Source organism: Blastococcus saxobsidens, from assembly GCF_002938435.1.
Classification (GTDB): Bacteria; Actinomycetota; Actinomycetes; order Mycobacteriales; family Geodermatophilaceae; genus Blastococcus; species Blastococcus saxobsidens.
Map to the genome: position 1 here is coordinate 1 of NZ_POQT01000060.1, position 11,822 is coordinate 11,822.

11 protein-coding genes are annotated in these 11,822 nt (G+C 74.2%); 6 read left to right on the plus strand and 5 right to left on the minus strand.

Annotation, left to right across the window (positions count from 1 at the left end; translation table 11 throughout):
- Positions 1 to 312: 312 nt before the first annotated feature.
- The 4 genes from C5507_RS21410 to C5507_RS21420 are packed head-to-tail and all read right to left on the minus strand — an operon-like array spanning position 313 to position 2,864.
- Entirely contained in the window at positions 313 to 1,077 is a 765-nt protein-coding gene (locus C5507_RS21410) for an energy-coupling factor ABC transporter ATP-binding protein (RefSeq protein ID WP_104530517.1), read from the minus strand.
- Positions 1,074 to 1,856: a cobalt ECF transporter T component CbiQ gene (gene cbiQ, locus C5507_RS21415; protein WP_104530518.1), complete on the minus strand. Its 783-nt coding sequence runs from the start codon at positions 1,854 to 1,856 to the stop codon at positions 1,074 to 1,076. Before cbiQ ends, C5507_RS21410 begins: the two co-directional genes overlap by 4 nt.
- A gap of 1 nt (position 1,857) precedes the next feature.
- Positions 1,858 to 2,166 carry a PDGLE domain-containing protein gene (locus C5507_RS22760; RefSeq protein WP_165400454.1) on the minus strand — a complete coding sequence of 103 codons (309 nt, stop codon included), beginning with the start codon at positions 2,164 to 2,166 and terminating at the stop codon, positions 1,858 to 1,860.
- Positions 2,163 to 2,864, minus strand: a complete 702-nt coding sequence (locus tag C5507_RS21420; protein WP_165400453.1) for an energy-coupling factor ABC transporter permease — start codon at positions 2,862 to 2,864, stop codon at positions 2,163 to 2,165. The genes C5507_RS22760 and C5507_RS21420 overlap by 4 nt, the downstream gene beginning before the upstream one ends.
- Positions 2,865 to 3,084: 220 nt before the next feature.
- On the opposite strand from C5507_RS21420, the gene C5507_RS21425 reads away from it, so the two are divergent.
- The 6 genes from C5507_RS21425 to C5507_RS21450 all read left to right on the plus strand — a co-directional run bounded on the left by C5507_RS21425 (position 3,085) and on the right by C5507_RS21450 (position 10,300).
- Positions 3,085 to 4,416, plus strand: a complete 1,332-nt coding sequence (locus tag C5507_RS21425) for an ammonium transporter (RefSeq protein WP_104530519.1) — start codon at positions 3,085 to 3,087, stop codon at positions 4,414 to 4,416.
- On the plus strand, positions 4,413 to 4,751 hold the full coding sequence (locus C5507_RS21430) for a P-II family nitrogen regulator (protein ID WP_104530520.1): 339 nt from the start codon (positions 4,413 to 4,415) through the stop codon (positions 4,749 to 4,751). Before C5507_RS21425 ends, C5507_RS21430 begins: the two co-directional genes overlap by 4 nt.
- An 89-nt stretch (positions 4,752 to 4,840) precedes the next feature.
- Entirely contained in the window at positions 4,841 to 7,216 is a 2,376-nt protein-coding gene (locus tag C5507_RS21435) for a [protein-PII] uridylyltransferase (RefSeq protein ID WP_242611111.1), read from the plus strand.
- Between the two features lie 84 nt (positions 7,217 to 7,300).
- Positions 7,301 to 7,492, plus strand: a complete 192-nt coding sequence (locus C5507_RS21440) for a hypothetical protein (protein WP_104530522.1) — start codon at positions 7,301 to 7,303, stop codon at positions 7,490 to 7,492.
- 139 nt (positions 7,493 to 7,631) lie between these two features.
- Positions 7,632 to 9,218, plus strand: coding sequence for a signal recognition particle protein (ffh, locus tag C5507_RS21445; RefSeq protein ID WP_104530523.1), 1,587 nt, complete (start codon positions 7,632 to 7,634; stop codon positions 9,216 to 9,218).
- On the plus strand, positions 9,215 to 10,300 hold the full coding sequence (locus C5507_RS21450) for an amidohydrolase family protein (protein ID WP_104530524.1): 1,086 nt from the start codon (positions 9,215 to 9,217) through the stop codon (positions 10,298 to 10,300). The genes ffh and C5507_RS21450 overlap by 4 nt, the downstream gene beginning before the upstream one ends.
- 24 nt (positions 10,301 to 10,324) lie before the next feature.
- On the opposite strand, the gene C5507_RS21455 is transcribed toward C5507_RS21450, so the two are convergent.
- Positions 10,325 to 11,809, minus strand: a complete 1,485-nt coding sequence (locus C5507_RS21455) for an LCP family protein (RefSeq protein ID WP_104530525.1) — start codon at positions 11,807 to 11,809, stop codon at positions 10,325 to 10,327.
- Between the last annotated feature and the right edge of the window lie 13 nt (positions 11,810 to 11,822).

Here is an 11,822-nt window from a genome sequence, read left to right on the forward strand (position 1 = left end):
GCCTCCTCTGGTGGCGGAGCGGTTCCTCGACAGCTCCACTCCACACCGGGAGGCCTTCGCCCATCTACAGCTCAGACACTGTGATCGCAGGTCCTCGACCAACGTGCCTGGGCATCACAGCTAGGGCACGGCTAGGGCCTGTCCTGCGGAGCTCGGGCGCCACCACCCACGTCCCTGCACGGGCGTCCTGTGAGACACCTGCCCCTCGGCGCTTTCCACCTCCATGCGGATCAACGCGGTCATGCAGGCGCGGATGACCACGTCCGCACGAATGAGGGCGGTTCGTCCCCGCGGTGATCCGCAGGACAGGGCTCAGGAGCAGGCCGGTCGCGGACCGGGGCGGGGCGAGAACCCGTACGGCAGCTCCAGCCGGTGGGCGGCCAGCAGCGGCGCGTCCTCCAGCAGCTCCGCCGTCGGCCCGTCGGCGACGACGACTCCGCCGTCGAGGATCACCGACCGCGGGCACAGCTGGGCGGCGTAGGGCAGGTCGTGGGTGACCATCAGCAGGGTCACCGGCAGCTCGGCCAGCACCTCGGCGAGCTCGCGCCGCCCCGCGGGGTCGAGGTTGGACGACGGCTCGTCCAGGACCACGATCTCCGGCTGCATCGCCAGCACCGTGGCGACGGCGACGCGCCGGCGCTGCCCGAACGACAGGTGGTGCGGCGGTCGGTCGATCGCGTCGGCCATCCGCACCTGGGCCAGGGCGTCGGCGACCCGGGCGGTGACCTCGTCCTCGGGCAGTCCGAGGTTGCGCGGCCCGAAGGCGACGTCCTCACCGACGGTGGGCATGAACAGCTGGTCGTCGGGGTCCTGGAAGACGATGCCCACCCGGCGGCGGACCTCCTGCAGCGAGCGCTTCTCCACCGGTAGCCCGGCGACGGTCACCCGGCCGCGGCCGGCCCGCAGGATGCCGTTCAGGTGCAGCACCAGCGTCGTCTTGCCCGCACCGTTGGGTCCCAGCAGCGCGACCCGCTCGCCGCGCTCGATCCGCAGGTCGACGCCGAACAGCGCCTGGTGGCCGTCCGGGTAGGCGAAGGCGAGGTCCTCCACGAGGAGGGACGGCGGGGCGGGACTCACCCCAGCAGCATCCCGGTCAGCAGCACGGCCGCTGCCGCCAGGGGGAGGCTCAGGGCCAGCGCCCACGATCGGACGTCGACCGGGGCGGCAGGGGCACCGGGGAGGCTGCCGGTGTAGCCGCGGCTGACCATGGCCAGGTGCACCCGCTCGCCGCGCTCGTAGGAGCGGACGAACAGCGCCCCGGCGGTCGCGCCCAGGATGCGCAGGCCGCGGAGCCCGCCACCGGTGAACCCGCGCGACTCCCGGGCCACCCGCATGCGGTGCAGCTCGCCGCCGACCACGTCGGCGTACCGGATCATGAACATCAGGATCTGCACGAGCACCTGGGGCAGCCGGAGCCGCTCGAGGCCGCGCAGCAGGGCCCGCGGCTCCGTCGTCGCCGCCAGCACGGTCGCGGCGAGGATGGACAGCGTGGCCTTCGCCAGCAGCCCGCCACCGGCGGCCAGGCCGGTCTGGGAGACCGACACCCCGAGCACCTCCACCTGGGGTCCGCGGGCCACGAACGGCAGCAGCAGCGCGAAGGCGACGAACGGCACCTCCACCACCAGACCGCGCAGCAGCCGGGCCGGTCCGACCCCGGCGGCGGCGGCTGCGGTGAGCACGGCGAGCAGGTACCCGGCGTAGGCGGCCGGCGCCCACGGGGCCTGGACGGGCGTCAGCACGACGACGACGGCGAAGGCCAGCACCGCCACGAGCTTGGGATGCGGCTCCAGCCGGTGGACGGCGGTGCCGCCCGGCAGGTAGCGGGCGGACAGGGCGGCCCCGTGGCCCGCGCCCACCTCAGCCCTGGCCGGGAACGCCGCGGCGGCGGACCAGCCAGGTCACGCCACCGGCGAGCAGCAGGGTGACCAGGACGCCGACGACGCCCGCCGCGCCGGCCGAGAGCCGGTCCTCCTCGCCGTTCCACAGGTAGTCGGCCAGCGGCGAGCCGGCGACCGCGCTGTCCTCGGCGGTGTGCGCGAAGCCGGCCCGCTCCGCCGCCCATTCCAGGCCGTCGGGGGAGGAGCTGGCGTACCAGCTGACGACGCCGGCGACGACGAGGGCGAGCGCGACGCCGACGATCCACAGGGTGCGACCGCGGCGGCTCATCGGGGAACCTCCGCGGCCACGGGCCGGCGGTCCTCGAGCACGGTCGCCGCGGAGATGCGGCGGGCCCCGTGGACGAGGTCGGGCCGGACGGCGAGCACGGCGCCGACGATCGCGACGGTGATGGCGGCCTCGCCCAGGCCGATCAGCAGGTGGACGCCGGTCATCGCCGAGACCACGGTGCCCAGCGGCAGGTCGACCGCGCCACCGAGGGCGAACAGGCCGACGAAGGCGAGGGCGGCGGCCGGCACCGACAGGAAGGCGGAGACGCCGGCGGCGGTCAGCACGCCGGTCCGGGTGCGGGGCAGCACGGCGGACAGCCCGCGGAAGACGCCGTAGCCGACGACGACGGCCAGCAGCGCCATGAGCGTGACGTTGGTGCCGAGCGCGGTCAGCCCGCCGTCGGCGAAGAGGACCGCCTGCACGAGCAGTACCGCGGTCATGCATAGCACCGCCGTCCAGGGCCCCACGAGCACGGCGGTGAGCACGGCGCCGATCAGGTGGCCGCTGGTGCCGGCGGCGACCGGGAAGTTGATCATCTGGCCGGCGAAGACGAAGGCCGCGGTGAGCCCGGCCAGCGGCGCGGTGCGGTCGTCGAGCTCGGTGCGGGCCTTGCGGAGGGCCAGCGCGACGGTGCCGGCGGCGAGCGCGCCGGTGGCCACGGAGGTCGGGACGTCGAGGAATCCATCGGGGACGTGCACGGCGTCGACCTTATTGCACATTGTTCGCAACTGGGATGTCGAGCCCCTGACGGGCGAGGGCAGGGGGCTCCGCAACACGACCGCAACGAACCGGGCGGACACGTGGCGGGGAGTTCACGATCCCGAAACGCGACGCCGCCGTCGCCGGAAACACGGTCCCGGCACGGTGAACGCCACTCGACACGGGTCGCCTCGGCCCCGAACACTGGAGGAGGTTGCCGTGGTCAACACCGGCGACACCGCCTGGATCCTCGTCAGCGCGGCGCTCGTGCTGCTGATGACCCCGGGCCTCGCGCTCTTCTACGGCGGCATGGTCCGCGCGAAGAGCGTGCTGAACATGATGATGATGAGCTTCGGCGCGCTGGCGCTGATCAGCGTGCTGTGGGTCCTCTACGGCTACTCGGTCGCCTTCGGCAACGACGTCGGCCTCGGTCTGCTGGGCAACCCCGGCGAGTTCTTCGGCCTCGCGGGCCTGATGGAGGACACCACGAGCGCCGACGGCGGACTGCCCGCCATGGCGTTCGTCGGCTTCCAGGCCGTCTTCGCCATCATCACCGTCGCGCTGATCTCCGGTGCCATCGCCGACCGCGCGAAGTTCGGCGCGTGGATGGTCTTCGCCGGCATCTGGGCGACGATCGTCTACTTCCCGGTCGCGCACTGGGTCTTCGACTTCAGCCTGGAGGACCACGTCGGCGGCTGGATCGCCAACGACCTGGCGGCCATCGACTTCGCCGGTGGCACCGCGGTGCACATCAACGCCGGCGCGGCCGGCCTGGCGCTGGCGCTCGTGCTGGGCAAGCGGCGCGGCTTCGGCCGCGAGGCGATGCGCCCGCACAACCTCCCGCTGGTCATGATCGGCGCCGGCCTGCTGTGGTTCGGCTGGTTCGGCTTCAACGCCGGCTCCGCGCTGGCCGCCAACAACACCGCCGCCGTCGCCTGGGTGAACACGCTGGCCGCCACGGCCGCCGCCACCCTCGGCTGGCTGCTGGTGGAGAAGCTCCGCGACGGGCACTCCACCTCGCTCGGCGCCGCCTCCGGCGTGGTGGCCGGTCTGGTCGCCATCACCCCGGCCTGCTCCGCCGTGTCGCCGGTGGGTGCGGTGATCCTGGGCGTGATCGCCGGTGCGCTCTGCGCCCTCGCCGTCGGCCTGAAGTACCGGTTCGGCTTCGACGACTCGCTCGACGTCGTCGGCGTGCACCTGGTCGGTGGGCTCTGGGGCACCATCGCGGTCGGCTTCCTCGCCGACCCCGACGCCCCGGCCGGCGTGGAGAGCCTGCTGTTCGGCGGCAGCGTCGACCAGCTCTGGCGGCAGGTCGTCGGAGCACTCGCCGTCCTGGTGTTCTCCTTCGTCCTTACGCTGGTGATCGGCTTCGTCATCCAGAAGACGATGGGCTTCCGGATCAGCGAGGAGGACGAGATCACCGGTATCGACACGGTCGTGCACGCCGAATCGGGGTACGACTTCGCCTCGCTCGGCAGCAGCGGCTCCACCGCCCCACTGGCCGGCCAGGCTCGCGCCGAGGCCCGCAACACCGAGAGGACCCTGGCATGAAGCTGGTCACCGCGATCGTCAAGCCGTTCAAGCTCGACGACGTCAAGAACGCCCTGGAGCTGATCGGCATCGCCGGGCTCACCGTCAGCGAGGTGCAGGGCTTCGGCCGGCAGCGCGGGCACACCGAGGTCTACCGCGGCGCGGAGTACCAGGTCGACTTCGTGCCCAAGGTGCGCATCGAGGTGGTCGTCAGCGAGCTCGACGCCGCCCGCGTGGTGGACGCCGTGGTCGAGGCCGCCTCGACCGGCCAGATCGGCGACGGGAAGGTGTGGGTGACCACGATCGACGAGATCGTGCGCGTCCGCACCGGCGAGCGCGGCGACGACGCGGTCTGACCCGCGGCGTCGGCAGTAGTGACGGCGCCGGCCGGGGGAGCGGGACACCGTGCCCCCGGCCGGCGCCCGCTGTTCCCACTGTCGAACACGTGCGAGGGGGAGTCGTGCTGGACACCGAGGCGCTGCCGCGGCTGGGCCGGGCCGAGCGGGTGGCCGCTCTCGACGAGTGGCTGACCGGGCTGCTCGCCGAGGCGGTCGGGGGCACCCCGCCGACCCAGCCCCGGCGGGGTGGCCCGCCGCCCCGCTCGGGCACCGACGGGGTCGCGCTCGTGGCCGTCGGCAGCCTCGGCCGCCGGGAGCTGCCCCCGCACGGCGACCTCGACCTGGTGCTGGTCCACGACGGGCGGCCGGAGATCGCGGCCATCGCCGACGCCCTCTGGTACCCCGTGTGGGACGCCGGCGTCCGGCTCGACCACTCCGTCCGCTCCGTCGCCGAGGCCGTCGCCGTGGCCTCCACCGACCCCAAGGCCGGCCTCGGGCTGCTGGACGCCCGGCTGGTCGCCGGCGACGCCGAGCTGGCCGGGCGGCTGCGCACCGCCACGCTGGCCAGCTGGCGGCAGCACGCCTCGAGGCTGCTGCCGCAGCTGCGCGATCTGCGCCGGGAGCGCGCCCGGCAGGTCGGGGAGCTGGCGTTCCTGCTGGAGCCCGACCTCAAGGAGGCCTACGGCGGACTGCGCGAGGGCCAGGTGCTGCGGGCGATGGCCGCCGCCCAGCTCGCCGACGAGCCCAGCGCCGAGGCCGAGCAGGCCTACGCGTTCCTCCTCGACGTGCGCGACGAGCTGCGCGGCCGCTCCGGCCGCGCCGGTGACGTCCTGGTGCGCCAGGAGCAGCGGCCGGTCGCCGCGGCGCTGGGCCTGGCCGACGAGGACGTGCTGCTGCGCGAGGTGAGCCTGGCCGGGCGGCGGCTGGCCTTCGTGGCCGACGAGACCTGGCGCCGGGTGGAGTCGGCGCTGGTCCGCCGCCCCCGGGGCCGCTACCGCCGGGTGCATCGCGAGCCGCTGGCCGACGGTGTCGTCCGGCAGGGGGACGAGGTGGTGCTCGCCCGTGACGCCCGCCCGGCCGCCGACCCCGGCCTGGCGCTGCGGGCCGCTGCAGCCGCCGCCCGCGCCGACCTCCTCCTCTCCCCGTACACGCTCAAGGTGCTGGCGGTGCACAGCCCGCCGATGCCCGAGCCGTGGCCGCCGGAGGCCCGCTGGTCGTTCCTGCGGGTGCTGGCCAGCGGCCGCTCGGCGGTGCGGGTGCTCGAGCAGCTGGACCAGGAGGGGCTGCTGTCGCGGCTGCTCCCGGAGTGGGACCGCGTGCGCTCGCTGCCGCAGCGCCACCCCTGGCACCGCTACACCGTCGACCGGCACCTCGTGGAGGCCGCCGCCGCGGCCAGCGAGCTGACCCGCGACGTCGACCGGCCAGACCTGCTCCTCGTGTCGGCGCTGCTGCACGACATCGGCAAGGGCTATCCGGGCGACCACAGCGTGGTGGGGGAGCCGGTGGCGGCCGAGATCGCGACCCGGATGGGCTTCGGGCCGGACGACGTCGCCACGCTGGCGACCCTGGTGCGCCACCACCTGCTGCTGCCGGCCACGGCCACCCGCCGGGACATCGACGACCCCGCCACGATCGAGCGGGTCGCCGACACCATCGGCCGGGACGCCTCGGTGCTGCAGTTGCTGCACGCGCTGGCCCAGGCCGACGGCGCGGCCACGAGCGCGTCGGCCTGGTCGCCGTGGAAGGCGCACCTGGTGGCGGGCCTCGTCGCGCGGGTGCAGGGGGCGCTCGGTGGCACGCCGTCGGCCGCGCCCGCGCCGGTGCTGCACCCCACCAGCGCGCAGGTGATCGCGCCTCTGCCGAACGCCGGGGACGTCGCCGGGGCGGTGACCGTCGGCATCGCCGACGTCCCCGACGGCCAGCAGGTGACGGTGCGCGCCCCGGACCGTCCGGGTCTGCTGAGCACCTGCGCCGGTGTGCTGGCGCTCAACCAGCTGGACGTGCGTGCGGCCAAGATGACGGTGGCCGAGGGCTACGGCACCGGGGTCTTCTCCGTGCGGCCCCGGTTCGGCCGGGCACCGGTGCCGGAGATCCTGGCCGACGGCGTCCGCGCGGCCCTGGAGGGCACCCTGCCGCTGGCCGAGCGGCTGCGGCAGCGGGAGGCGGACTACCGGGAGGACGGCCGGTCGGCCCCGCCGCGGATCTCCTGGCACAACGGCGAGGTCAGCGGGGACGCGACCGGGATCGTCGAGGTGCGCGCCGGTGACCGCGCCGGCCTGCTCTACCGGCTCACCGCGGCGATCGCGGGGGAGGGGCTGGACGTGACCGGAGCCCGCATCGAGACCCTGGGCGGGGACGCCGTCGACTGCTTCTACGTGGCCAACCCGTCGGGCTCGCCGGTGGACCCGGGGCAGCGCGCGCGGGTGGACGCGGCGCTCATCACCGCCACCCGCGGCGGGAGCCCGGCCGACACGCCCCGCTGACTTCCGGAGTTCTGTCACAGGGGCGTGCGACCGTCGAGGTCAGTCGGGACGCCAACGGTCCCACCTGCCGAGAGGAGCCCGGTCGTGGACAGCCGCCAGTGGCCCTGCCCCACCTGCGGGGAGGACCAGGACTTCGTGCAGCCGCCCTGCGCCGACGGCCACACCGCCGACGGCGGCGAGTGCCCCGAGTGGATCTGCGCCGACTGCGGCACCGCGGTGATCACCGGGGACGCGGCGGTCCTGCCCGTCGCCGTCGCGCCCGCCCGCGCGGCCTGAGGAAGGACCCTCCCGCCCCCCACCACTCGCAGGCTCGCGGCGGGACCCTGCGGCAGGGCCGCCCGGTTCCTCACCACTCGATACGCTGGGAGCAGGTGGCGCGGCGAGCCCGCGCCCGTGAGCTCTGTGAGGACGTGCTGTGTTCGAGACCCTTTCCGACCGCCTCGACAAGGTCTTCACCGGCCTTCGGGGCAAGGGTCGGCTCTCCGACGCCGACATCGACGCGACGGCGCGCGAGATCCGCATCGCGCTGCTCGAGGCCGACGTCGCGCTGCCGGTGGTCCGGGCCTTCATCGACGCGGTCAAGGAGCGCGCCCGCGGGGCCGACGTCTCGCAGGCGCTGAACCCCGCGCAGCAGGTCGTCAAGATCGTCAACGAGGAGCTCATCACGATCCTCGGTGGCGAGACCCGCCGCATCCGGCTGGCCAAGCAGTCGCCGACCGTCATCATGCTGGCCGGTCTGCAGGGTGCCGGTAAGACGACGCTGGCCGGCAAGCTGGGCCGCTGGCTGAAGGAGCAGGGCCACACCCCGCTCCTGGTCGCCGCGGACCTGCAGCGCCCCAACGCGGTCAACCAGCTGTCGATCGTCGCCGGCCAGGCCGGGGTCGACGTCTACGCGCCCGAGCCGGGCAACGGCATCGGCAACCCGGTGCAGGTGGCCCGCGACTCGATCGACCACGCCCGCCGCACCATGCACGACGTCGTCGTCGTCGACACCGCCGGCCGGCTCGGCATCGACGCGGAGCTGATGCAGCAGGCGGCCGACATCCGCGACGTCGTGCAGCCCGACGAGACGCTGTTCGTCGTCGACGCGATGATCGGTCAGGACGCCGTGACGACGGCGCAGGCGTTCCAGGAGGGCGTCGGCTTCTCCGGCGTCGTCCTCACCAAGCTCGACGGCGACGCCCGCGGTGGTGCGGCGCTCTCGGTCCGCCACGTGACCGGGCAGCCGATCATGTTCGCCTCGACCGGCGAGAAGCTCACCGACTTCGACGTCTTCCACCCCGAGCGGATGGCCTCGCGCATCCTCGGCATGGGCGACGTGCTCACGCTGATCGAGCAGGCCGAGAAGACCTTCGACGCCGAGCAGGCCGAGCGCATGGCCGGCAAGCTCGCCTCGCGCGAGGGCTTCACCCTCGAGGACTTCCTCGAGCAGATGATCGCGATCCGCAAGATGGGCCCGATCGCCAACCTGCTGGGCATGCTGCCGGGCGCCGGGCAGATGAAGGAGCAGCTCAAGCAGGTCGACGACCGCGAGCTGGACCGGGTCACCGCGATCATCCGGTCGATGACGCCGGAGGAGCGCGTCAACTCCAAGATCATCAACGCCTCGCGGCGGGTCCGGATCGCCAACGGGTCCGGTATGACGGTCACCGACGTCAACTCGCTGCTGGAGCGGTTCGCCCAGGCGCAGAAGATGATGAGCCAGATGGCCGGCAGCATGGGCCTGCCCGGCATGGGCCCCATGTCGAAGAAGCAGCGCGGCCGGCAGCAGCAGGCCCAGGCCGCGCGCGGCAAGGGCAAGAAGGGCAAGGGGAAGGCCAAGGGCGGTCCCGCCCGCCGGCCCGTGGGTGCGCCCGGCCTCCCGCCCGGTGCCGGGTTCCCGGGTGCCTCACCGTTCGGCGGCGGGATGCCAGGTGGCATGCCCGGGCTGCCGCCGGGTCAGGGGCTGCCCGACCTGAGCAAGCTGAACTTCGACCAGTTCAAGGACCAGCAGGGCAAGTGAGCGGGCCCGCGCTCCACCTCGCCGGCGTGGTGCTCCCCGAGGGGGAGCACCGGGACGTCTGGGTGCGCGACGGCCGGTTCACCTTCGAGCCGGTGCCGGGCGCGGAGACGGTCAGCCGCGGCGGCTGGCTGATCCCCGGACTGGTGGACGCGCACTGCCACGTCGGCATCCTGCGCGGCGGCGGGCACGCCGAGGACCTCGCCGAGGTGCGCGCCCAGGCGCTCACCGAGCGGGACGCCGGCGTGCTGGCGTTGCGCGACTGCGGGTCACCGGTGGACACGCGGTCGCTGGACGACGACCCCGAGCTGCCGGCGATCATCCGGGCCGGCCGGCACATCGCCCGCACCCGCCGCTACATCCCGGGCCTGGGCATCGAGATCGAGCCCGAGGACCTCGTGGAGCAGACCCGGGTGCAGGCCCGCCGGGGCGACGGCTGGGTGAAGCTGGTGGGGGACTGGATCGACCGCGCGGTCGGGGACCTGGCGCCCGAGTGGCCGGCCGACGTCGTCGCCGCCGCGATCGCCGCCGCCCACGAGGAGGGCGCCCGGGTCACCGCGCACACCTTCGGCACCGACGCGCTCCCCGCGCTGATCGAGGCCGGCATCGACTGCATCGAGCACGGCACCGGGCTGACCGAGGACCTCATCGGCGAGATGGCCCGCCGCGGCACCGCCGTCGTCCCCACGCTGGTGAACGTGGAGAACTTCCCCGGCTTCGCGCAAGCCGGGGAGAAGAGGTTCCCGACCTACGCCAGCACGATGCGGCGGCTGTACGCGAACTCCGGGGCCGTCGTGCGGGCCGCGTACGAGGCGGGGGTGCCGGTGTTCGCCGGCACCGACGCCGGGGGCGGCATCGACCACGGGGTGATCGCCGACGAGATCCGCGCGCTGTGCGAGGCCGGCATCCCGGCCGAGGCGGCGCTGGCGGCGGGCTCGTGGAAGGCACGGGAGTGGCTGGGCCTGCGCGGCATCGAGGAGGGGGCGCAGGCCGACGTCGTCGTCTACGAGACCGATCCGCGCGCCGAACTCGACACCCTGCAGCGACCGCAGCGGACCATCCTGCGCGGCCGCGTCGTCGCCTGACCCGTCAGGCCGTCCGCGCCGCGATCAGTTGATGCAACCGGTGTCGGCGGCGGTGCGGGGCGCGTCCGACGGGGCTGCCGGTGCCTCGGGAGCCTGGGCGTCCGTCGCCTGGCCGATGCCGTTGAAGTCCGAGCCGAGCACGAGCTGCACGGTGCCCGACGGAACGTCGTCACCGACCTTGGTCACCGCGCCGGGGACGACGGCGGCGACCGCGGCCGCCAGGGCCTCGTCGCCCTCGGCGTGCCGGATCTCGGTCTGCTCGTAGTCGGAGCTGTCCGCGTTGCCCGCGGACGCGACCGAGAAGCCGCCGGCCTCCAGCTCGCCCTGCGCCTTGGCGGCGAGCCCGCTGGTGCCCGAGCCGTTGAACACGGCCACGGACACGTCGGAGGGGTCGGCGGGCGCCGGCGGGGCGGCCGCCTCCGGCGCCTCCTCGGGTTCGGCGGAGAGGTCGGCGAAGAACTCGAGGACCGTGTCGGCGTCCTCGAGCCGGACGATCGACATGCTGCCCTCCGTGTCCGGGCCGAGGTTGGGCACGGTCTGGAAGTCGATGCTGCCGGCGGTCACCGACTGCATCTGCTCGGCCAGCTGGAGCAGGTTGAGGTTCTTGTCCACCGTCAGGGACTCCGCGGCGGCCTCCACCAGTTCGCGCTGCTTGCCGAGGTCGAGCAGCACCTCGTCGGACAGCATCTGCCGCAGCACGCCGGCGATGAACACCTGCTGGCGGACGATCCGGTCCAGGTCGCCGCCGGGCAGCCCGTGCCGCTGGCGGACGAACTTGAGCGCGTCGGCGCCGCTGATCACCTGGGGACCGGCCGGCAACACGGCCCCGGACCACCGGGAGTCGTCGACGGCGTTGCAGAGGTTGACCTCGACCCCGCCGACGACGGAGGTGAGGTTGAAGAAGCCGAGCAGGTCGACCTCGGCGTAGTGGTCGATCTCCAGGCCGGACAGCCGGCTGATGGTCTGCACGAGCAGCTGGGCGCCGACCGCCTGCTTCTGGTTCTCCGACGCGCCGGCGTCGACCCCGGCGTAGCCGTAGGCGTAGGCGGCGTTGAGCTTGTCCATCCCGTGGCCGGGGATCTCCACGTAGGAGTCACGCGGGAAGGAGACGAACGACGCCCGTGCCCCGTTCGCGGGCACGTGCACCAGGATCATCGTGTCGGTGTTGACGCCGGAGTCGGTGCCGGCCTGCAGCTCGGCGAGCTGCTCCTCGGTCAGCGAGCTGCGGCTGTCGCTGCCGACCAGCAGCAGGTTCATCGCCTCACCGGCGCCGTCGTTGCCCTCGGCGGGGATCGCGTCGGTGCGGTTGACGGTGGCATCGGCGACCCGGCCGAGGTACCAGCCCCAGCCGGAGCCGGCCAGCAGCGCCACCGACAGCACGGCCGCGATCACCCGCCCGGCGACGACGGCGCGGCGGCCGCGACGGACCGGCGGCGCCGGCTCGGCGGTCCTCGCCCCGGCGCGGGAACGCGGCGGCAGGCCGGCGCGCGGGGCGAGGCGCGGCGGCAGCGGGCGACCGGCG